General features: G+C 64.7%; 18 protein-coding genes. 8 read left to right on the top strand and 10 right to left on the bottom strand.

From position 1 onward, the window contains the following. Positions 1 to 11 precede the first annotated feature (11 nt). Together E8M83_RS09925 and E8M83_RS09920 are read left to right on the top strand one after the other, a co-directional pair. A complete protein-coding gene (locus E8M83_RS09925) occupies positions 12 to 869 on the top strand; it encodes a protein phosphatase 2C domain-containing protein (protein ID WP_137173206.1) in 858 nt (285 codons plus the stop codon). A 631-nt stretch (positions 870 to 1,500) separates the two neighbouring features. Next, positions 1,501 to 1,995 (top strand): hypothetical protein, encoded by a 495-nt coding sequence (locus E8M83_RS09920; protein WP_137173205.1) that lies wholly within the window; start codon positions 1,501 to 1,503, stop codon positions 1,993 to 1,995. A gap of 128 nt (positions 1,996 to 2,123) precedes the next feature. On the opposite strand, the gene E8M83_RS09915 is transcribed toward E8M83_RS09920, so the two are convergent. Continuing rightward, positions 2,124 to 2,516 (bottom strand): hypothetical protein, encoded by a 393-nt coding sequence (locus tag E8M83_RS09915; protein WP_137173204.1) that lies wholly within the window; start codon positions 2,514 to 2,516, stop codon positions 2,124 to 2,126. An 809-nt stretch (positions 2,517 to 3,325) separates the two neighbouring features. Here E8M83_RS09915 and E8M83_RS09910 point away from each other — a divergent pair. Further along, positions 3,326 to 5,020 (top strand): glycoside hydrolase family 43 protein, encoded by a 1,695-nt coding sequence (locus E8M83_RS09910; protein ID WP_229491476.1) that lies wholly within the window; start codon positions 3,326 to 3,328, stop codon positions 5,018 to 5,020. A 116-nt stretch (positions 5,021 to 5,136) separates the two neighbouring features. Continuing rightward, positions 5,137 to 7,920: a beta-galactosidase GalB gene (galB, locus tag E8M83_RS09905; protein ID WP_229491475.1), complete on the top strand. Its 2,784-nt coding sequence runs from the start codon at positions 5,137 to 5,139 to the stop codon at positions 7,918 to 7,920. A gap of 255 nt (positions 7,921 to 8,175) precedes the next feature. Here galB and E8M83_RS09900 read toward each other — a convergent pair whose 3' ends face one another. Together E8M83_RS09900 and E8M83_RS09895 are read right to left on the bottom strand one after the other, a co-directional pair. Continuing rightward, positions 8,176 to 8,610, bottom strand: coding sequence for an Rrf2 family transcriptional regulator (locus E8M83_RS09900; protein ID WP_137173202.1), 435 nt, complete (start codon positions 8,608 to 8,610; stop codon positions 8,176 to 8,178). A 98-nt stretch (positions 8,611 to 8,708) separates the two neighbouring features. After that, positions 8,709 to 9,299 carry an ABATE domain-containing protein gene (locus tag E8M83_RS09895; protein ID WP_137173201.1) on the bottom strand — a complete coding sequence of 197 codons (591 nt, stop codon included), beginning with the start codon at positions 9,297 to 9,299 and terminating at the stop codon, positions 8,709 to 8,711. Positions 9,300 to 9,430: 131 nt separating this feature from the next. Here E8M83_RS09895 and E8M83_RS09890 point away from each other — a divergent pair, with 131 nt between their 5' ends. Further along, positions 9,431 to 10,375 (top strand): alpha/beta fold hydrolase, encoded by a 945-nt coding sequence (locus tag E8M83_RS09890; protein ID WP_137173200.1) that lies wholly within the window; start codon positions 9,431 to 9,433, stop codon positions 10,373 to 10,375. A gap of 42 nt (positions 10,376 to 10,417) precedes the next feature. On the opposite strand, the gene E8M83_RS09885 is transcribed toward E8M83_RS09890, so the two are convergent. Continuing rightward, positions 10,418 to 10,876 carry a DUF2721 domain-containing protein gene (locus E8M83_RS09885; RefSeq protein WP_137173199.1) on the bottom strand — a complete coding sequence of 153 codons (459 nt, stop codon included), beginning with the start codon at positions 10,874 to 10,876 and terminating at the stop codon, positions 10,418 to 10,420. Positions 10,877 to 11,297: 421 nt separating this feature from the next. On the opposite strand from E8M83_RS09885, the gene E8M83_RS09880 reads away from it, so the two are divergent. Together E8M83_RS09880 and E8M83_RS09875 are read left to right on the top strand one after the other, a co-directional pair. Then, positions 11,298 to 11,717, top strand: coding sequence for a hypothetical protein (locus E8M83_RS09880; protein WP_137173198.1), 420 nt, complete (start codon positions 11,298 to 11,300; stop codon positions 11,715 to 11,717). A 15-nt stretch (positions 11,718 to 11,732) separates the two neighbouring features. Continuing rightward, positions 11,733 to 12,215, top strand: coding sequence for an AidA/PixA family protein (locus tag E8M83_RS09875; protein WP_206077445.1), 483 nt, complete (start codon positions 11,733 to 11,735; stop codon positions 12,213 to 12,215). Here the strand turns inward: E8M83_RS09875 and E8M83_RS09870 are convergent. The 6 genes from E8M83_RS09870 to E8M83_RS09845 all read right to left on the bottom strand — a co-directional run bounded on the left by E8M83_RS09870 (position 12,199) and on the right by E8M83_RS09845 (position 17,445). Next, on the bottom strand, positions 12,199 to 13,869 hold the full coding sequence (locus E8M83_RS09870; RefSeq protein WP_137173197.1) for a trehalose-6-phosphate synthase: 1,671 nt from the start codon (positions 13,867 to 13,869) through the stop codon (positions 12,199 to 12,201). The two genes, E8M83_RS09875 and E8M83_RS09870, sit on opposite strands and share 17 nt — an antisense overlap. Positions 13,870 to 13,947: 78 nt before the next feature. Continuing rightward, entirely contained in the window at positions 13,948 to 14,895 is a 948-nt protein-coding gene (cyoE, locus tag E8M83_RS09865; protein WP_137173196.1) for a heme o synthase, read from the bottom strand. Positions 14,896 to 15,020: 125 nt separating this feature from the next. Beyond that, the gene (locus E8M83_RS09860) at positions 15,021 to 15,689 is read right to left on the bottom strand and encodes a hypothetical protein (protein ID WP_137173195.1); all 669 of its coding nucleotides are present in this window, start codon (positions 15,687 to 15,689) and stop codon (positions 15,021 to 15,023) included. Positions 15,690 to 15,868: 179 nt separating this feature from the next. Further along, positions 15,869 to 16,342, bottom strand: a complete 474-nt coding sequence (locus E8M83_RS09855; RefSeq protein WP_137173194.1) for a copper chaperone PCu(A)C — start codon at positions 16,340 to 16,342, stop codon at positions 15,869 to 15,871. Positions 16,343 to 16,368: 26 nt separating this feature from the next. Beyond that, on the bottom strand, positions 16,369 to 16,983 hold the full coding sequence (locus E8M83_RS09850) for an SCO family protein (RefSeq protein WP_137173193.1): 615 nt from the start codon (positions 16,981 to 16,983) through the stop codon (positions 16,369 to 16,371). A 105-nt stretch (positions 16,984 to 17,088) separates the two neighbouring features. Beyond that, positions 17,089 to 17,445: a DUF2946 domain-containing protein gene (locus tag E8M83_RS09845; protein ID WP_137173192.1), complete on the bottom strand. Its 357-nt coding sequence runs from the start codon at positions 17,443 to 17,445 to the stop codon at positions 17,089 to 17,091. A gap of 281 nt (positions 17,446 to 17,726) precedes the next feature. Here E8M83_RS09845 and E8M83_RS09840 point away from each other — a divergent pair, with 281 nt between their 5' ends. Then, entirely contained in the window at positions 17,727 to 20,954 is a 3,228-nt protein-coding gene (locus E8M83_RS09840) for a di-heme oxidoredictase family protein (protein WP_137173191.1), read from the top strand. Positions 20,955 to 20,997: the final 43 nt, after the last annotated feature.

Raw genomic sequence — 20,997 nt, 5'->3', positions numbered from 1 at the left:
GGCCAAATCCAATGACGATCGCCCATATCTCCGCCGGCGCAGTTGCGCATCGTAACGACGACCACGTGGCAGTCTTCAACCATGGGGGCGCCACGGACATCCTGGTGATCGATGGCGGGACCTCGGTGGCCGAAGGCGACTACCTCGATCCCATCCACGGCGACGTGACCTGGTTCGTGCACTCATTCACGGCGGCGCTGGAGCATCAATTGCGGCCGGAACGCAGCCAGCAAGAATGCGTGCAGGCCGCGGTCGACGGCGTCCGCGCCAGGTTCGAGGAAATCACGGATCGAACTGCCGTGCCGCTGCACGCATGGCCGATCGCGGCCTTGACCTGGATCCGAATTGGCAAACGGGATGGCAGACAATGTGCGTCGCTGTACGGCCTGGGCGACTGCAAGAGCCTGCTGCGCACGGCAGCCGGCGCCTGCATCGACCTCGATCCGTTCGTGAATCCGCAGGACGCCGTGCTGCAGGCCGAGATCGCGAAACTGCGTGCCAAAGGCGTGACCGATCCGGTCGAACGGCGCGAACGCATGCTGCCGATGCTGCGTGAACGGCGTAAGTTCCAGAATACCCAACCGGCGCCGGCGGTGCTGTGCCTGCATCCGAACGGCGCCTTCAATGCGCGCATCCGGAACATCGACCTGGAGGCGGGAGCGAGCCTGCTCATCATGACCGACGGCTTTTATCGCTTGGTCGATCCGTACGGCCGCTACACGGATTCAGGATTGGCCGACGCCTGTATCGAGCGGGGGTTGCCTGCGATGCTGGACGAGCTGCGAACGTATGAGGCGGTGGTCGGCAGCACCGGGGCGCGCGCCGTGAAAGCGGCGGACGATGCGTCGGCGGCGATCTGGACTGCTTGAGCGGGAGCGGACCATGCTGGCGGTTCAGGGCTGCATGGACGGCGGAGTGGTTCACCCTGGCGGTTGAGGCAGATCCGCATTGATCGCCAGAGAGCGTATTTAACATAATATAGATTATGCGAAGTACCGCGACGTGGTGGACGCCGCCTCCCAGACCTACATAAAAGCTCTCGGAAGCAAAGTTGTTAGATCTATCGAAGTAAACTGCTCGATGCTGCTGTCCGCATCCTGTCTCACAAATTTGCTTCCAATCGCTTCCGGGAAATGTGTCAGGCGACGCATCAACCAGCTTGGATGACCTCGTGTCGATCTTCAACTGTGCTAGTGGCCGTCAGCCCCGTCCAGCAATCTGCTGCCGTAATTCGCTGGAAGCGATGTCCGCGCGCGCGGGCGTTTCCGCAGCCTCAACCAACCGCGTCCTGCTGTCGACCGTTGTGCCTCAAGCACGGCAACTCGCGCCTTAACGGCCTTCAGCTGCTCTACGTTCTCTGCTTGGTTGCGGCTTGCTTCACGTTCAAGATGCAGAGCCGACCGGACCGAGTTCCGTCGCGAGCGCGGCCGCCTCCTTGTTCAATCGAGTCAACTTGGGCGAAAACGAAAGCTGCGCCCGCTTCAGTTCCGTTTGTAACCCATGGACCAGATGCTCGTGTCGGCGTTTCCCCTGTTCCCGCTGTTCCTTGACTGCCATCCGATAATGTTCCAAGGCGTCCCGCGCATGTTTATGCTTTTTTTCCAGCAACACTTGGTGCCGTTCGGCCTCGGCCGGCATGCCATTCAGATCAAGCACGCGTTGCTCTGCGATATGCCGCGCGATCTTCTCGGTGGCGAGCTGGTTTTAGACGGTCGCAAGGTCGTGCTCGCGCGCTTCAAGGCACCGCGAGACATCCTTGACAGCCCGTCGCGCCTCGCCGAGCTACGCTTCCAGTTCAGCCCGGGCACGTTCGTCAGCGGCGCACTGATCGTCGATCTGCGCCCGCACCTCGTCGAGCTCAGCCATAGCCTCCCGTTTCAGCTGTTCGGCCAACTGCGTCGCCAGGGCGCGGATGGCATCGTTGACCGCCTGTATCGCGCCGCCCTCCTCGACCTAATTTTCGCGCAGGTGTATGCCCATCCTGAATCGCGGTGACATTAGGCAACGAGTTCCTGTTGTTCCTGAGGGGCGTCTTGAGCTCGTACTCCATTCTTGGAAAGCACGCCGGCTGAGAGTCGGTCGATCTTGCAAACCCCGCGCATCCGGCGCCAGGTCTGTTCCGATCACTTGAGGCCGAGTTCCGCACGCGAGTACGATTTCACCACAGTGGAACCATCCGTGAACTTCTGGCTGATCGTCAACGAAGTCCCCGTTACGGTATATGTAATCACATCGTCCAGGGTATGCTCTCGCCATCGACCAGATTTTGTTGCCCATACCACTTTTTGACCCTCGACTCGGCAACGTTGCTCCCATACAGTTTCATCGTCAGGCCTGGAATAACTCAGGTGGATGACCCCTGAATCAACTTTAGTCACTTTGAGAGTCTTCGGGTCGCGCCCCATCACCGCGCTAATAGCCGCGCGGCAGATCTGCTGCTGATCGAAGTTGACTGCCAGTGCGGGCTTACTCTCGAATGCTGTCAAAAGTACAGCGATGCCTAGTGCTGCTTTCATAGTATTTTTGCCTACGGTATGGTGTTAGGAGAATGGCTGGCGATCAGTAATTCGATGATCCGTCAGTCCATCTGCTCCACTGGGGCCGTCCCCTTTGGCCACTTGGGACACTCAAAAACATGGCCAGCCGTCGCACCACAGGCACAGCACTTTTCTTGAATGTCTGTCACGGCGTTTTCCTTTGGTGTCAGTCCGGGCCGGGTGGCGTTAGCAAAAGTCCGGTCGGCCGCGCCTGGATACGAAGATCGAACGTCGTACCCTAACTGCGGGGCGATTCTAGCCACGCAGTGGTCCACATCGCCAATCAAGCTTGGATATGGTCTATACCATTTTCCGCGATGTCAATGGCTAATGCTGGGCGGCGGTCCAATCAGGGAGTCAACGCGGTCTTCCCGGATTGCTCTTTGGAGTGGCATTTTAATCGGTAAATCGCCACTTTACGAAGTGCAGTACCCTCATGCCTCGCCCCTTTCTTGGTGGCTGGCCAGTTTGGCATGGTCGTGTCCGTAGTCAGCAGCGGTAAATAGTTATCCTGATTGAAATAAATAGATTGGTTAGTTACGTTTTGGAGAAAGCAATGGATGCGATTAGTCAAGGCTCACCAGTTAAAGCTCTATGGTTGCGCTTAACATAACTTGTAAGGTTATGGTATAAACCGTTGCAGCTCTACATTGTTTCAATAACAATGCCAGTGACATTCGACCACCGACGCCTCCGCTCCTGCCAAGGCCATGCCAGGCGAAATTCATCTACCAAAGGACATCATGATTTCTTCTCGCATTCTGGGTAGCATTGTCTCGTCTGCCATTGTGGTAAGCGCACTGGCAGCCTGTTCTGCTCCCGGCGCCCGACCAGGTTTCGACGGTGCGCCGGTCCATGCCGCGCATTTCGAGCGTTTCAGCTATGAGGGCCGTTCCCAGGAAACCGCGACGCCCTCCGCGACGCAATACCGCAACCCCATCCTGTCCGGCTATTACCCCGACCCCTCCGTGCTGCGCGTGGGGGACGACTATTACCTGATCAATTCCTCGTTCACGAATTTCCCCGGCCTGCCGCTGTTCCACTCGCGCGACCTGGGCACCTGGACGCAAGTCACCAACGTGATCAGCCGCCCTTCCCAGGCAAACTTCGAAGGCCTGCGCTCGTCACGCGGCATCTACGCCCCCGACATCTCGTTCAACAAAGGCGTGTTCTACGTGGTCACCACCTGCGTCGATTGCGGCGGTAATATGGCGATGACGGCCACCCGGCCCGAAGGCCCCTGGTCGGAGCCGGTCAAGCTGGCCTTCGGCGGCATCGATCCTTCGCTGTTCTGGGACACCGACGGCAAGGTCTACCTGGTCGGCAACGACGCCCCGGCCGAGCAGCCGCGCTATGATGGCCACCGCGCCATCTGGGTCCAGGAATTCGACCCGGGCGCGCTGGCGGTCAAGGGAGAGCGCACCCTGCTGGTCAATGGCGGCGTCGACATCTCGGCCGAGCCGAGCTGGATTGAAGGGCCCCACATCTTCCGGCGCGGCGACTACTACTACCTGATCGCGGCGGAAGGCGGCACCGGTGACAATCACTCGCAGGTGGTGTTCCGGTCGCGCAGCGTGCGCGGCCCGTTCACGCCCTACGCGAACAACCCGATCCTCAGCCAGCGCAAGCTCGATCCGGCGCGCCGGAATCCGGTAACATCGGCCGGCCACGCGAAATTCGTCCAGACCCCGGACGGGCAATGGTGGGCGACCTTCCTCGCCACCCGCCCTTACCAGGACGGCATGTACAACATCGGCCGCGAGACCTTCCTGTTGCCCGTCGCCTGGAAAGACGACTGGCCGCAGGTGCTCGAAGATGGCAAGGCGATCCCCTTCGTCGCCGAGCGGCCGGCGCTGCCGGCGCAGGACCGTCCCCAGCTGCCGTTGTCGGGCGACTTCGCCTATGCCGATGAATTCGACGGCGCGCGCCTGGCTGATGCGTGGATCGGCGTACGCACGCCGGCGACGCCGTTCCACCGGCTGGAAACTGGCCGCCTGGTGCTGGAGCCACGCGGCCAGCTCGGCGACCTGCACGCCACACCGGCCTTACTCGCGCGCCGCCAGCAGCACCACATCGCCACCGTGTCGACCGCCTTGCGCTTCCGTCCCACCCACGAAGGCGACCGCGCCGGCCTGGTGGCCTACCAGAGCGACGCCTCGCACCTGTTCTACGGGATCAGCCGGATCGGCCAGCGCGACATGCTGGCCCTGTATGTCCGCGACAAGGCCGATGCCGACCGGCTGCTGGCCAGCACGCCGCTGGACGGCGAGGCGATCGAACTCGAGATCCACGCCGATGGCGGGCGCATGCGCTTTTCCTACACGGCAGGCGGCGTGAAGCGGGTCTTGCTCGGCGACGTCGATGCCACCTTCCTGTCGACCAGCAAGGCCGGCGGGTTCACCGGCACGATCATCGGCCCCTATGTGTGGCGCGGCCACGCCGCCGGCGCAGTAGGGATTACGTGCGCCGGCCTTCTCCGATAAGTGGATTGCCGTGATCGACAACATTTTTTGTTATGCGCTACCATTTATTGTTAGGCAATGGTAGGCTTCGGATACGACGTACCTGGACTATAACAATATCAACGATCGGAGGAGACTTGGAACGACATCCGCGAACAATCACGGTGGGCGGCGCTTGCCTGGCGGCTGCGCTCGGCGCAGGGCTGGCCATGGCGCCCGCCGCCGCCCAGCCACCAACGCAGTCGGCACAACAGTCGCAGCCAACGAGCGCACAAGGCCGCGAACGCATCGACTTCAACGACGGCTGGCGCTTTACCCTTGGCGATCCGGGCGGCGACTCGGCGCCCTACCTGTACGACGTGCGCCCCGACGTCAAGCAATCGGCGGACGGCAAGGACGCCGACGCCAGGCCTGACCAGGCCGCCAAGGTCGAACGCGCCGGCGTGCCGCTGCTCAAACCCTGGATACTCCCGAGCGGCAACGCCTTCATCAAGGATCCGTCGCGCCGCCATGCTCGCCCTGCTGCCGATCCGGCCATCGACGCGCCGTATGCGCGCCTGGGCTTCGACGACAGCGCCTGGCGCCAGGTGCGCCTGCCGCACGACTGGGCGATCGCCGGGCCGTTCCTCGAGACCGGGCCGTATGGCGGCATGGGCCGCCTCAAGACCTGGGGCCCCGCCTGGTACCGCAAGACCCTCGACCTGGACGCGGCCGACCGCGGCAAATCGATCTACCTCGACGTCGACGGCGCCATGGCCTATGCCAGCGTCTGGGTCAATGGCCGCCTGGCGGGCGGCTGGCCGTATGGCTACAACTCCTTCCGCATCGACCTCACCCCCTACGTGACGCCGGGCGCGCGCAACCAGGTGGCGATCCGCCTCGACAACACGCCCGAATCGGCGCGCTGGTATCCCGGCGCGGGCCTGTACCGCAATGTCTGGATCACCAAGACCGCGCCGCTTCACGTGGGCCAATGGGGCGTGCACGTCACGACGCCGCAGGTATCGAAGGAATCGGCCCAGGTGGCCTGGCGGGTCACGCTCGACAACAAGGGCGCCGCGCCGGGCAAGGCCGACGTGGTCACCGAACTGCTCGTACTCGACGCCCAGGGCAAGGCAAGCGGCAAGCCGGTGGCGCGCGTGACGTCTGCGCCGGCGACCGTCGCGCCGGGCGCCAGCGCCGACATCGAGGGCACGGCGACCCTGGCCAAGCCGCGCCTGTGGGGCCCGCCGCCGACCCAGCAGCCGCACCGCTACCTGGCCGTGACCACCGTGCGCCAGGATGGCCGCGTAGTCGACCGCGTCGAGACGCCGTTCGGCATCCGCAACTTGCGCTTCGACGCCAACGAAGGCGTGTTCGTCAACGGCGAGAAGATTCCGCTGCGCGGCGTGAACAACCACCACGACCTGGGCGCACTGGGCTCCGCCTTCAATGTGCGCGCGGCCGAACGCCAGCTCGAGATGCTGCAGCAGATGGGCGCCAACGCCCTGCGCATGAGCCACAATCCGCCCGATCCGCAACTGCTGGCGCTGACCGACCGCATGGGGATCCTGGTGGTGGACGAGGTATTCGACTCATGGCAGCGCAAGAAGACGCCGCTCGACTTCCACCTGATCTTCGACGACTGGCACGAGCAGGACCTGCGCTCGATGATCCGGCGCGACCGCAACCACCCGTCGGTCATCATGTGGAGCATCGGGAACGAGGTCGGCGAGCAGTACACCGACAAGGACGGCGCGGCGATCGCGCGCCGCCTGCACGGCATCGCGCGCGAGGAAGATCCAGGCCGTCCCACCACCACCGCCATGAACTACGCCAAGCCCGACATGCCGCTGCCGGCCGAGGTGGACTTGATCAGCCTGAACTATCAGGGCGAAGGCATCCGCCAGGATCCCGAGTTCGAGGGCACCGACCGCATCCGCACGCCGCCGCAGTATCCGGCCTTCCATGCGACATTCCCGGACAAGGTGATCCTCACCAGCGAATCGGCATCGGCCTTCAGCAGCCGCGGCGTTTATTTCTTCCCCGTCCATCCGGCCAACAGCTCGATCGTGCGCGACGGCCGCGGCGGCGATTCGAAGCTGCAGCAGGTCAGCTCGTATGAACTGTACGCCGTCGATTTCGGTTCGTCGGCCGACAAGGTGTTCGCCGCGCTCGACCGCCACCCTTATGTGGCTGGCGAATTCGTCTGGACCGGTTTCGACTACCTGGGCGAACCGACCCCGTACTACGGCGCGCGCAGCTCCTATACCGGCATCATCGACCTGGCCGGCTTCAAGAAGGACCGCTTCTACCTGTACCAGTCGCGCTGGCGCCCGGACCTGAAGATGGCCCACATCCTGCCGCACTGGACCTGGCCGGAACGGGTCGGCCAAGTCACGCCGGTCCACGTGTTTACGTCGGGCGACGAGGCCGAGCTGTTCGTCAACGGCAAGTCGCAGGGCCGCCAGAAGAAGGCTCCCCTCACCTACCGCCTGCGCTGGGACGAGGTGAAATACGAGCCGGGCGAGGTGCGCGTCGTGAGCTACAAGGACGGCAAGGAATGGGCGCGCGCATCGGTGAAAACGGCAGGCGAAGCGGCCGCGCTGCAGGTCAGCGCCGACCGCACGACGATCGACGGCGATGGCCGCGACCTGTCCTTCGTCACGGTACGCATCGTCGACCAGGCCGGGATCGATGCGCCGCGCACCAGCCAGCGCGTCCGTTTTACGGTCGACGGTCCGGGCGAACTGGTGGCTACCGACAATGGCGACCCTACCAGCTTCGAGCCCTTCCCCTCGCCTGAACGCGCCGCCTTCAACGGCCTGGTGCTGGGCATCGTGCGCGCCAAGCCGGGGGCCAACGGCCCGATCACGGTGCGGGCGGTGGCCGAAGGGTTGACGCCGGCGGCGGTGACGCTGCAGGCGCGCCGGCATCCTTGACCACCGCAGGCGGCATCAGCCTTCGCTGGCGCCGCCTGCGCCAGGAATGCGCATCGCAGTCGCATTCCTGGCTGCTCGCTCGGCTTTGCCCTCCTGCCCTGGTCGCTTTCGCGAATGTTGTTAGCTGGTCCGGAGCCTGCGCCTTCGAATAATTGATGCTGGTCGGCGGCCTATGTTGGTTAGTTACGTTTTTTGCTGATGCACAGGCCGCCTTCCGTTCCGCACTCGGGCGCAACCAAGACTGTTCAGTCCGGGTCACCCCTGCGCCGCTGCAGCGGTATCGGCCTGGGCCGGCATGAAGGTCGATAGCCGAACCTGGCTCAATTCGCGCAACAGGGTTCCCGCCGCCTGCGCCATCGCCACGTCCAGCGCGCCATTGATCGCCTGCTCTTGCGCGCATCCCGGATGGTCGACGTTCGCACCGATGGCAAAGATCACCGGCTCCTCGAGCGCCTGGTAGACGTCCAGCATCGTGATGCTGTCGGGATCGACCGCCAGCACCCATCCCCCATTGCGGCCCGCTGTCGAACGTACATAGCCCGCCTCGCGCAGCCCTGCCATCATGCGCCTTACCAGCACCGGATTGGTGTCGAGCACCACGGCCAGCTCCTCGGAACTGGTCGTGCCCTTGCGTCCATAAATATGCACCAGCGCATGAATCATGCGCGCCAGTCGAAAATCGGCTCTCATCGGTATCCTCCCTGCACAAGAATACCGCAACTCCGAAAGTTTCGGAATACCCTATTCAATCGCCACTCGAGGAGTTCGCTTTTCACGAAGCGCCATTTCTACGCTGATAATTTACGTCGGCGGAACTCGGCCGCCTTGTGCCGGTTGCCGCACAAGGCCATGCTGCACCAGCGACGCCGGTGCGATTTGGTCCGGTCATAGAACCACAGTACGCAATCAGGGTGCTCGCATTGGCGCACATAATCGAACTGCCCCCTGGCCAGCAAATCCGCCAGTGACTCGGCGACCAGCCCCAGCGCCTGCTGCGGCGAAGGTGTCGGGCGTTGCCGCGCGAGTAGCGGTCCGTCATCGCCCCATTCCAGCAGCGGCGCCGACTGCATCGCCGCCAGATACCGGTTGAGCCGTCCCGGATCTCCCCTCCGCCCCTGCTTGCGCAGCTCGACCAGCTCGCGCCCGATCGCCCTCAGCTCCCTGGCCTCGACCAGCAAGGCGTCCTTCGCCGCCTGGTCGGCCACCAGGCCGCTATCGACGCCGCAGCGCTCCAGCCAGCGCAAGACGTCATTGCCGCTTTGCCAGAAATCGACGCGCGCGGCGCCCACGCCAGCCTCCGTGTTGAGCAGGTCGAGCGCAAGGTGGTCGGCCACCATCAGCGGTTCGGTCAGGGGGCTTTCCTGTGTGTGGTCGGACATGATCTTCCTTTCGCGATAACCATCAACATTATACTTGAACGGTTACTGAAAGCGTGCAATACTGTTTCCATAACCTCTCAAATACATTTTTAAAGGTTAGTTTAAATCCACACTATCGAAAGGAGTCCTTCATGAAAGCCATTCTTCGCCCCCTCCTCATGGCGGCGGCCATCGGCAGTGCCGGCGCCGCCCAGGCCGCGGAGCAAGCGCCCGCGGTGCGTTACGAGACCCTCCAGGTCAAGGGCGTCGACGTGTTCTATCGTGAAGCCGGTCCGAAAGACGCGCCCGCCGTCCTGCTGCTGCACGGCTTCGGCGCCTCGTCCCATATGTTCCGCGAGCTGATTCCAAAGCTGGCCACCGGCTACCGCGTGGTCGCGCCCGACCTGCCGGGTTTCGGCCTGACGCACGCCGACGCCTCGTTCCGCTATACCTTCGACAACCTGGCTGACGTCATCGATGCGTTCACCACCGCCAAGGGCCTGCAACGCTACGCGATCTATGTGTTCGACTATGGCGCGCCGGTCGGCTGGCGACTGGCCGTGCGCAACCCGGAAAAGATCACGGCGATCGTGAGCCAGAACGGCAATGCCTACCAAGAAGGCCTGAGCCCGGGCTGGGCGCCGATGCAGGCCGCCTGGGCCAATCCGACGCCAGCGAACCGCGAGGCGCTGCGCAAGTTCAACACGCTGGACATGCTCAAGTGGCAGTACGTGGAGGGCGTGAAGGATACCTCGGCGATCGCGCCCGAAGGTTACCTGCTGGCCCATGAGGCGGTGCAGCGGATCGGCGTCGAACCGCAGATGGACTTGCTGGTCGACTATGGCGAGAACATCAAGCAATACACGCAGCTGCATGCCTACTTCCGCCAGTACCAGCCGCCGACGCTCGCGATCTGGGGCAAGAACGACCCGTTCTTCCTGCCGCCGGGCGCCGAGGCGTTCAAGCGCGACAATCCAAAGGCGGAAGTACGCTTCCTTGACACCGGCCACTTCGCGATCGAGACCCATGGCCCGGAGATCGCGCGCGAGATGCGCAGCTTCCTCGACCGCCACCTGGGCGGGCGCAAGCGAGACTAGCCAGCGGCGTTATAGAGCGGAAGCAAAACCCGGCTCTTCCCGCTAGCCGGCCACGGCCTCGCAGGCGGCCAGCACCTTCATCTGCTGGGCCCGCATATGGGTGCAGCAGATGAAGATTTCGCGCATGAAATAAACAAAACCCACGATCAGCGCCAGCATGCCGCCGATGAAGCACAGGGCAATGTACCGGTCCAGCGGCAGGTCGGTCGACTCCCCCAGGAACAGCATGGCGATCACCACGCACACCAGCAGGCCGCACGCCGTGGAGGCGGTGATACTGACGTTGATCAGGTAAGAGCGGTTGTGCAGGCTGAGCAGTTCTGCCACGCAGTCGTTGCCGGGACTGGCCCTCAGGCGGTCTTCCAGCACCCGGGTACGGTCGATCAGGCGGCCCAGGCGGTTGGTCAGGGCGATCAGCAACGTGCCCACGCCGGCCAGCAGGAACACCGGCGCGATCGCCAGCTGGATGGCGCCACCGATATCGCTGAGCTCGAGAATCATGGGTTCCTGTCCTGTTGACGGGTGGCCGTCAGTTTAGCAGCACAGCCCGCCAGTGTGCGCATTCGCCCAGTCTTTTGGCCGAGCCGGAAACGGCGACGATTGCCTCAGGGACCTGGTGATTTCCCCATGGGAAAATCCCCATTAATTCAAGCACATCGCTCCCATGCGATGCGGGAATACGGCTCGGTTTTGTGGACCCGCAAGCGCCGCGATGCAGGCGCGCTACGTCATTTGATGCGCATGAAATCTCGACAAATTGGGACATTCTGGCGCTGGCATTTCGTTAGAGTTCTTGTCCGGGCCAACTTTCCTGTACGAATTAAACACCCTGGAACGGCCCGCACCAGCAACTTTGCAAGCAGGTTTTAGTACGGTTCCACACGCACGTCACCCCTCTTTGACAACCAGCGAGGTCTCTACTATGACAACTCCAGTTTCGCAATGTACCGTGTTCATCCAGGTCTGGGTCGACACCAACGCCGTCCAGGCAGGCAAGACCGGTGGCCTTTATATGGTCGACAACCGCACGTCGCGCGGTAGCCAGAAGGAAGGCTCGGGCACCTTGCAAACGTCCTGCAGCATGAATTCCAATATCTGCTGGTCGGTCCTGCCGGTCGACCCCAACTTCTCGGCGGCCGGCGGCATGATCGGGCTGCAATCGATCGGCAACTCGAATGCCTGGGGTTCCAGCGGCCAGCCGCAGCGGATCGACGGCACGACCTTCACCGGCACGGCGCAGAACGCGGGCACGGCCAACTACCAGATGGGCATCAACGTCCAGGTGCCGGGCCAGTCGGGCATGACGCTGAGCCTGAACCCGACCGTCTCCGTCATCAACTAACCCAGGGAGGACCACATGAGCGCAGATAAATCCATGGCCATGGTTCGCGTCGTCAAACCGAGCGCCACGATGCCGGCCCCGCAGACCCAGGTCGCGATCGCCGTCGACACCGCCTATATCGCCGCCACCTCCGGCCAGTCCGTCAATACCGGCATCTACATGATGGACAACCAGGCGAATATGGACAGCTCGGGCGAAGGTTCGCTCGAACTGACCACCGTCTGCCCGGTCGGCAGCCTGATCGGCTTCTCGGTCTACCCGATGGACGTGAATTCCGGCGACAAGGTCGTCATCACCGGCTTTAACGTCTCCCAGGGCAATGTGTTCGGGAATGTCGGCTATCCGATCCAGATCGACCCGGCCGATGGCAGCTACTGGATCGGCCAGGCGATGAACGCCGGCCGCCAGACCTACCAGATCCAGGTCCGGGTCACGGCCGGCGGCCTGCGGCCGACCAACTACTACATCAACTGGGATCCGTTCATCGTCGCCCGCTGATCCCCGGGCAGGCAGCGGCGCCATGCGCCATGGCGCCGCCCGCGGCAAGGACGCGCGCCGCGTACTTGCCGCCCCGCGCATCGGCTGCGCGGCCGGCCGCAATCCGCAGGCCGTCGTCCAGCAGGCGGGCGGCCCAGCCGAACACGGTGTTCTGGCTCACCACCGCGCGCATGGCGCGCATGCGGGCCGCCTGCTCCTGGAGCGGCATGTCCAGCGCGCGGCCGATGGCGCGCGCGATGCCGGCGATGTCGCGCGGCTCGACCAGCAAGGCCTGGTCCAGCTCGGCCGCGGCGCCGGCCTGGCGGCTGAGCACCAGCGCCCCGCGCACATCGCTGCGGGCCGCAACGAATTCCTTGGCGACCAGGTTCATCCCGTCGTGCAGGCTCGTCACCAGGCAGACGTCGGCGGCGCGGTAGCAGTCGGTGACCGTCGCCGCGTTGGCGCTGGCCGCATGCAGCAGCACCGGCTGCCAGGCGCCGTTGCCGAAGCGGGCGTTGATCCGGTCGGTCAGCGCCTTCACCTGGCGCGCAATCTGCTGGTAGGCGGGCAGCGCGCCGCGGCATGGTGCGCCGATCTGCAGCAGGGTCACCTGCCCCAGCAGCTCCGGGCGCTGTTCCAGCAACAGCTCGAAGGCCTGCAGGCGCTCCGGGATGCCCTTGGTGTAATCCATGCGGTCGACACCGACCAGCAGGCGCACGCCGGGGGCGACGCCAAAGCGGCGCCTGACATCGATGGCCAGGCCAGGGGCCGGCAAGTCCTGGCGGGCCGGCCAGCCGATCGAGATCGGATAGGCGTCTACATGGGCCGTCCCCAGCCCCGGCGCGCAGGCGCTGCGCGCCCGCTTGAAGTTGGCCGCGTCGGCCGGCGTCTGCAGGCCGACCACGGTGCTGGCCAGCAGGCCAGCCATCACCTGCTCCCGCCACGGCAGGCGCGCCAGGCGCTCCGGCGCCGGAAACGGGATGTGCCAGAACAGTACGATGACCGCATCCGGCAGCTGCTCGCGCACCATCCGCGGCACCAGCGCCAGGTGGTAATCCTGGACCAGCACCACCGGCCGCGACGAGGATGCCTCGGCCACCACGGCGTCGGCGAAGCGGCGGTTGACCCGCACATAATGCTCCCAGTCGCCGGTGCGGAAGGTCGGCTCGACGTCGGTGCGGTGGCACAGCGGCCACAGGCCCTCGTTGGACAGGCCGTCGTAGTAGCCGGCCACTTCATCGTCGCCCAGCCACAGGCGGCGCAGGCGGTAAGGGGCATCCAGGTGGCGTTTCATGACATGACCGTGCTCGTCGGTCGTCTCGCGGTCGGCGTCGCCGCTGCCGTGGGCGATCCAGCAGCCGCCTTCAGCGGCCAGCACCGCTTCCAGCGCCGTGACCAGGCCGCCGGCGGGCCGCCGGGCCACGATGCCATCATCGGTATGGGAATGGACGCAGGGCGCCCGGTTCGAGACGACGATCAGGTCGTCGCCGCAGCCCAGCTGCTCGAGCAGGCGGGCCAGGTCGAGGCTGTCGCGCACGTCGGCCGGGCTCAGCAAATTGGCCGGTGCGCGCTGCGTGCGGCCGTCGCCCGGATGGCGGTCAGGCAGATGGGTGGGTAGATGCGCTGGATTGCCGCGCACCCGCGTACTGGGGTGGGATTGGACTCTCGCTGTCATGCAAACAGCTTAATATCTTAGCGTTATCCCCGACCGTGCGCCACCGTACTCAAGCTGACAATTTCTCGGCAGCAATCCCTAGATGGCGATGTAGTGGTCCAGCAGCATTCCCGCAAATAGCAGCGCCAGGTACATGATCGACCAGGCGAAGGACTTGCGGGCGACCTGGTCGCTATACCGTTTATGCACCAGCCACCCGTAGCGCAGGAACACGGCGTTGAGCGCGCAGGCCGCCGCCAGGTACACGACGCCGCTCATGCCGACCGCCCACGGCAGCGCCGTGCCGGCCGCCAGCGCCAGGCTGTAGCGCCACACCTGCAGGCCGGTGTGGGCCATGCCGTGGGTTACGGGAAGCATGGGCAAGCCCGAACGCGCATAGTCGTCGCGCCGGTACATCGCCAGCGCCCAGAAGTGCGGCGGCGTCCACAAGAAAATGATCAAGACCAGCAGCCAGGCCTCCATCGGCACCGCATTGGCAACCGCGGCCCAGCCCAGCGCCGGCGGCATGGCGCCGGCAAAGCCGCCGATCACGATGTTCTGCGGTGTGTTCGGCTTGAGCAGCAGCGTATAGATAAAGGCGTAACCGACGAAAGTCGCCAGGGTCAGCCACATCGTGAGCGGATTGACCTTGGTATACAACAGCGCGGCGCCGGCGCCACCCAGCGCCAGCGAGAACACCACGGTCTGCAGCGGGCCCAGGCTGCCGCTGGCGGTCGCGCGGCGGGCGGTGCGCGCCATGCGGGCGTCGATCCGGGCCTCGAGCAGGCAGTTGACCGCGAAGGCGGCGCCGGCCAGCAGCCAGATGCCGGCAGCGCTGAACAGCAGCACGCCCCAGCCGGGAAAACCTTCGCTGGCCAGCAGGCTGCCGATCACGGCGCAGAACACCGTCAACATGGTGACGCGCGGCTTGGTCAGCACCCAATACTGGGAGCAGTGGCGGGAACAGTAGCGGGCCAGGCGCGTGGCGGCGCCCTCGCCCGCCTCGAGGCCTGCTGTTTCTATATCTGCAACTTTGATATTCGACATGATCGCTGGACCGCGGTGCGACGATGGCGGTCCTTACCCAAAACCCGACATCGTAGAGGAAATCGGGGTGCAGACAAACGGGCAAAATGTCCCAGTTGCCGTAGAGACCACGGAATTTGCCGCGATCAGCCCACTTCCTCGACCGGATGCACGATCGCCGGCGCCAGGTGGACAGGTGACTGATGTGTGAAAACCACATGCTGGATCATGCCCAGCGCGACGTAGGCGAGCAGCTCGCACAATTCCTCGAACAGCTGGGCGCTCGGGACTGCCATATCGAGATGGCAGTACATATGACCTTCGGCGCAGGTGGAGCCCATGGCGCCCGCCACCGTGACAAACAGGCATAGCCAGGGGACGCGGCGCGCGAACGCAGCGCGCACCGGTCCATCGATGCGGTAATGCCAGGCGCTGAACACCAGCCAGGCCAGCAGCACGACGGCGAGAGTCCGGGCCAGCGGCCCGGCCCAATGCGCCGTGGCGGCCATGGCTTCGGCGCCCGGCTGCAGCAGCCATGCTTTCCCCCAGCTGAGCTCGCGCCCTGCCAGCAACAGCCACACGGGCGCCGCCCACAAGGCCAGCATGGCGACCCGCGCCGGCCGGGAGCGCAGGTAGCCGAGCAGCGCCAGCGCGCAGCCCACGCCCAGCACGACCACCTGCAAGTTCTCCAGCAACCCGCCCTCGCGCGACCAGGCCGCGGGCAAGACCAGGCTGGCCGGATAGGACGCCGCCAGCGCCGCCAGCAAGATCCACTCGCCGCGGACAGCCTGCAAGCAGCTCAGCTTTCGTGACATACGTGCTCCGTTCGCATGAAGCCGCGATTCCCGCAACGTGGGGGAACCGATCGGCAATCACGCGATTGTACGAAGCAGCGTCATGCGCACGATTGGTTTGCCGAAAAATCCGACAAAAGGTTGATGTTTCTACGTCAACATCGTCGAATGAGCGCTCAGTGGCCAGCTCAGTGGCCAGCTCAGTGGCCGGCGTGGGCCGGTTTCGCCGCGTTATTGAGTGCCTTTACCGGCGCCTTGATGTCGACCGTCTCGCGCTTGCCATCCTTGCCTTCGAACACCAGGGTAAACGGGACGGTATCGCCTTCTTTCACTTGTGCTTTCAGGTTCAGCAGCATGATGTGGTAACCGCCCGGCTTGAGTTCGACCGGCTTGCCGGCCGGCAGCTCGATCGCCTGCACCTGGCGCATGCGCATGACGTCGCCCTGCATCGCCATCTCGTGCACCTCGACCGTGGGGGTCAGGGGCGAACTGGCCGAGACGAACTTGCTGTCGGCAGCCGCCTGCAGCTGCATGAAGGCGCCGGTCGCTTTCTGCTGGGGCACGGTGGCGCGCACCCAGGCGTCCTTGACGCTGACATTGGCCTGGGCGAAGGCCGAACCGGCGGTGGCTGCCAGCACGGCAGCGGCGGCAAAGTGACGGATGAATTGATTCATGGGTACTCCTGGTGGATGATAAAGGGTCAGGCCGCATGCAGCAGCTTGCGTACATCGGCAGCGTACTCGATCGCCGACTGGCTGTGCGACAGTTTCAGGCGCAGTTTGCCGTTGGTGTCGAAGGCATAGGTGACCGACGTATGGTCGATGGTGTACGAATCGCCGGTCGGCACTTTTTGGTAGATCACCTTGAATTCTTTCGCGGTCTCGGCCAGGCGCTGCTGGTCGCCGTACAGCGCCAGGAACGACGGGTCGAAGGCGGCGGTATAGGCATTCAGGACCTCGGGCGTGTCGCGCTCGGGGTCGACGCTGACGAACAGCACCTGCAGGCGGTCGCCGTCCGGCCCGAGCAGGGTCTTGACCTCGGCGGCCCGCGCCAGCGCGGTCGGGCACACGTCCGGGCACTGGGTAAAGCCGAAGAAGATCAGCACCACCTTGTCCTTGAAGTCGGCCAGCGTGCGTTCCTGGCCCGTCGGGTCCTTGAGGCGGAAATCGCGGCCGAAATCGGCGCCCGTGATATCGGTGCCGTTGAAACTGACGTTCCCGCCGACGTCGCAGCCGGCCACGACGCCCAGGGCGATCGCCGCGCCGGACAACACGAAGGCGCGCCGCGACGCACCAGTTGAAACTCGTTGATTCATCTTGCTACTCCTGATTGAACGCGCGCCGTGCGGCGACTAGCCTGCCAGCAGGCTCGCATCGCACGCGCGCAAAGACAGCGCCGGCGCCATGCCGGCTCGTATTCGTCAAGAGCAGATGGGTGGCCCGCGCGGCGGCAAGGGCGCGCCGGCGCTGGCGGTGGTGTGCGAGGCACCTGAGATGGACACTGCCGCGATGGATGGCTGCGGCAGCGGCGTACGTGGCGCCGCGATGGCCAGCGGCACGGCGGCGGGCAGGCACAGCGGGCAATCGAGCGTATGCCCCTTGCCATGGACGGCCGCGCCGTCGCGGTCGACGAAGACGACCTTGGCGCCGCCCTCGGAACACACCAGCGCCATCGTGGCCGGATGCACCACGGGCGCGGCACTGGCGGCGCCCAGGGTAAGGACGAACCAGGCCAGGACCAGTCGGACCAGCATCGACGATGTGCGCAGGATGTGCATGACCTTCGATTATTGGTGATCGCCCATGCTCGCGTCAACGGCAAACTGCATCCGGAAGCTCTCTCATAACGTAGATGTTGACGCTTGCGCTTGACACGTATTGACGTGCCGGATATCTTAACGTTAAAAGTTGCCTTAGAGCAATTTACCCTTGGTACAGGGGGAGGTACCAGATCACGGCCTTCAAGGGCACGCGGAAAACCCGGACTTGCGCCATGCGGACGGCGGCTGCCGCCGGCGCAGGATCTCCAATCGATAATGAGTACAACAAGGAGTTTTACATGAAGCTACTGCCTCGCGGGCAGTTTGCAGGCCGCATCCGCATGCCCGGCCTGCCCCTCGCGCTCACCATGCTGCTCGCCGCTTGCGGCGGCGGCAATGGCGAGTCGCCCATCTCCCAGATGGAAAGCGCCAGCAAGAGCCTGTTCCGGTCGGTCGCCGGCGCCTTCGACGATACCGAAACCGTTCTCACCCCGAAGAAAGCCACCGCCAGTTCGGCCGAGCGCGGCGACCTCAACGCCTCCGCGGCGATCGACGGCAACACCGGCACCCGCTGGGGTAGCGGCTTCACCGACGACGAATACCTGGTGCTCGACTTCGGCCAGAGCGAAACCATCACCCGCGTACGGATCGACTGGGAAAACGCGCATGCCAGCAGCTACCTGCTGCAGGTGTCGGAAGACGGCAATGACTGGAAGACGATCAAGAAGATCGACGACAGCCAGGGTGGGGTCGAGGACCTCACCGGCCTGAATGGCCAGGGCCGCTACCTGCGCATGCAGGGCATCAAGCGCGCCGGCCAGTACGGCTACTCGATCCTCGAGATCCAGGCCTACACCGGCACGCCGGCGGCACCGGAAGAGCCGAATCCGAACCCCGAACCGGGTCCCGACCCGGTGCCGGGCGACCCGACCAAGCCGGGCGTGCTCATCAAGCCGGTCGAGGCGACCTCGTCGGCACCGGAGAACGGCAGCATGGCGCCTGCCATGGCGATCGACGGCAAGCCCGGTACCCGCTGGTCGAGCAAGCCGGAGAACGGCGCCTGGATCCAGTTCGACTTCGGCCAGCGCACCGCGCTCGGTTACATCAAGCTGAACTGGGAGGCCTCGTACGGCAAGCAGTACACCCTGCTCGCCTCCGACAACGGCCGGGACTGGACCCAGTTGCGCCACGTCGGCAACGGCCAGGGCGGCGTCGAAGAGTTCTTCAACCTGAACACGGTCGCACGCTACGTGCGCCTGCAGGGCGTGGAGCGCGCCTCGCAATACGGCTACTCGCTGTTCGAAGTCGAGTTCAAGACCCCCGGCAACGACAACACGCTGCCCGAGAGCCCGACCTCGGCCCTGCGCTACCCGGCCAACGGCAACGGCCTGACCCCGCTGCCCGGCGCCGACCAGGCAATCGAGACCCTGCAGTTCTCGCTGGCCGACGGCACCCTGGTGACGCGCTTCGGTGCGCGCGGCCTGGCACGCCATGCACGCGAACGCGGCGAGGCCTGGAACGAAATCGGCTACGGCCTCAACGAGACGGTCAACCCCGGCACCGGCCTGCCGCAAGACAAGGGTCCGGGCCACTACCTGAACTTCGTGCCGAATTATTTCAAGAACCGCACCTGGGGCATCGAGATCATCGACAATAGCCGCGTGGCTGGCGTCACCAATCCGAAGCTGATCGTCAACGAGTACACGACGGTCGACTTCCGGTCGGGTGGCGCGGTGTTCTTCCGCAGGTTCGACGATCCGGGAACGACCGACTTCGGTTGGATGACCGGTCGCCGCCTGGTCGACGACAGCGTCAAGATGTGCAAGCCGACCGGCTACCCGCAAAATGGACGCCTGTTCAGCCCGAACGGCATCAACAGCGGCTGTACCATGCTGATCGAGGACTATCCGGGGCACCGCCAACTGGGCGCCGACGGTTTCCCGAACGGCGGCAATGTGCCGGCCCGGCCCCTGGTGAGAGGCGATGTCATCGAGGTCGCGCCTTCCTACTTCACCACCAAGGAGTTCCTGGCGTCGAAGGGCGACTACGGCGACGAGCGCTACTACTCGCAGGAATGGACCTATGTGGTGGGCACCGGCCTGCGTCCATGGTATGGCGTGCAGCCGCGCCTGAACTCGGCGCCGCTGCCGGATGACATGCTGGCCGGCGGCCTCGGTTCGGTGTCATACAACTACAGCGACGAAGGCCTGTACATGTTCCAGCAGCCGCATAATCACATCGGCATGCAGAATATGCAGCGCTTCGTCGAAGGTCGCCGCCTGCTGCACACCAACTTCAGCACCGGCCGCCATAATGAACCGGGCAACGACCGCTACGACGCCGCGATCGGCCTGCAAGGCCAGCATTTCAACGCCTCGAGCTGTGTCGCCTGCCACGGCAGCAATGGCCGCAGCCCGGCCCCGGCAGCGATCAACCAGCGCCTGGACGGCATGGCGGTGCGCGTCGCCACCACTGGCGCCGATGGCCAGCAGTTGCCGCACCCGACCTATGGCACCACGGTTCACATGAACGCGCTGTCGAACGACGGCACGCCACAGAACTGGGGCACCAATGTGCGTGTGACAGGCTTCGACACCCGCGTGGTGGCGCTGGCCGATGGCACCCGGGTCGAGCTGCGCAAGCCGAAGATCGCCTTCGACGGCCCGATCCCGGACACCATCTCGCTCCGCGCGGCGCAGCCGATGATCGGTGTCGGCCTGCTCGAAGCCGTGCCGGAGGCGGACATCCTGGCGCGTGCCCGCACCAGTCCCGACCAGGACGGCGTGCGCGGTGTCGCCAACTTCGTCTACGACCCTGAAACCGGCGCGGTGCGCCTGGGCCGCTTCGGCTGGAAGGCGTCGAAGGCGTCGCTGCGTCACCAGAGCGCCATTGCGCTGCTGCAGGACATGGCAGTGACGTCGCCGGTCTACCCGAATCGCAGCTGCGACGCCAATCCGGCGGCATGCGACTCGGCGCCGAAGCAGAAAGGCATTTCGGAATCCGACCTGCAGTCGATCACGCATTACCTGGCCCTGCTCGCGGTACCGTCCAGTCGTGGCCTCGAGAGCGGCTTCCCGAAAGGCGTGGCGCCGCTCGACGAGCACCGCGTCGACACCCGCCAGGTCGCCGCCGGCGCCAAGCTGTTCGAAAGGATGAACTGCGCGGCCTGCCATACCTCGTCGATGAAGACCGGCTCGACCCACCTGTTCGCCGAACTGCGCGACCAGACCATCCGTCCATACACCGACCTGTTGTTGCACGATATGGGTCCGGGGCTGGCTGATGGCTACCAGGAGGGCCAGGCGTCCGGCAGCATGTGGCGTACCGCGCCGCTGTGGGGCATCGGCTATACCGAGAAGGTGATGGGCAAGGACGGCCAGGTCGGCTACCTGCACGATGGCCGCGCCCGTAGCCTGACCGAAGCCGTGATGTGGCATGACGGCGAAGCGGCCGCCTCGCGCCAGCGTTTCGAGAAGCTTGCGACTGCCGAGCGTGAGGCATTGCTGGCATTCTTGCGTTCGCTGTAAGCGTCAGCACCTGAAGTGAATGGCGTCGGGAGCAATCCTGGCG

Source organism: Massilia sp. HP4 (genome assembly GCF_005222695.1).
GTDB lineage: Bacteria > Pseudomonadota > Gammaproteobacteria > Burkholderiales > Burkholderiaceae_D > Telluria.
Note: the sequence above shows the minus strand (reverse complement) of the source record. Positions and strands in the feature narration are given on the sequence as shown.

Bases quoted from the DNA above. Each gene is read 5' to 3' on its own strand.
- E8M83_RS09870 (WP_137173197.1), bottom strand. From the start codon at position 13,869: ATGACAGCGAGAGTCCAATCCCACCCCAGTACGCGGGTGCGCGGCAAT.
- E8M83_RS09915 (WP_137173204.1), bottom strand. From the start codon at position 2,516: ATGAAAGCAGCACTAGGCATCGCTGTACTTTTGACAGCATTCGAGAGT.
- E8M83_RS09880 (WP_137173198.1), top strand. From the start codon at position 11,298: ATGACAACTCCAGTTTCGCAATGTACCGTGTTCATCCAGGTCTGGGTC.
- E8M83_RS09840 (WP_137173191.1), top strand. From the start codon at position 17,727: ATGAAGCTACTGCCTCGCGGGCAGTTTGCAGGCCGCATCCGCATGCCC.
- E8M83_RS09900 (WP_137173202.1), bottom strand. From the start codon at position 8,610: ATGAGAGCCGATTTTCGACTGGCGCGCATGATTCATGCGCTGGTGCAT.
- E8M83_RS09860 (WP_137173195.1), bottom strand. From the start codon at position 15,689: ATGTCACGAAAGCTGAGCTGCTTGCAGGCTGTCCGCGGCGAGTGGATC.
- E8M83_RS09855 (WP_137173194.1), bottom strand. From the start codon at position 16,342: ATGAATCAATTCATCCGTCACTTTGCCGCCGCTGCCGTGCTGGCAGCC.
- E8M83_RS09920 (WP_137173205.1), top strand. From the start codon at position 1,501: ATGGACCAGATGCTCGTGTCGGCGTTTCCCCTGTTCCCGCTGTTCCTT.
- E8M83_RS09885 (WP_137173199.1), bottom strand. From the start codon at position 10,876: ATGATTCTCGAGCTCAGCGATATCGGTGGCGCCATCCAGCTGGCGATC.
- E8M83_RS09925 (WP_137173206.1), top strand. From the start codon at position 12: ATGACGATCGCCCATATCTCCGCCGGCGCAGTTGCGCATCGTAACGAC.
- E8M83_RS09895 (WP_137173201.1), bottom strand. From the start codon at position 9,299: ATGTCCGACCACACACAGGAAAGCCCCCTGACCGAACCGCTGATGGTG.
- E8M83_RS09890 (WP_137173200.1), top strand. From the start codon at position 9,431: ATGAAAGCCATTCTTCGCCCCCTCCTCATGGCGGCGGCCATCGGCAGT.
- cyoE (WP_137173196.1), bottom strand. From the start codon at position 14,895: ATGTCGAATATCAAAGTTGCAGATATAGAAACAGCAGGCCTCGAGGCG.
- E8M83_RS09845 (WP_137173192.1), bottom strand. From the start codon at position 17,445: ATGCACATCCTGCGCACATCGTCGATGCTGGTCCGACTGGTCCTGGCC.
- E8M83_RS09875 (WP_206077445.1), top strand. From the start codon at position 11,733: ATGAGCGCAGATAAATCCATGGCCATGGTTCGCGTCGTCAAACCGAGC.
- E8M83_RS09850 (WP_137173193.1), bottom strand. From the start codon at position 16,983: ATGAATCAACGAGTTTCAACTGGTGCGTCGCGGCGCGCCTTCGTGTTG.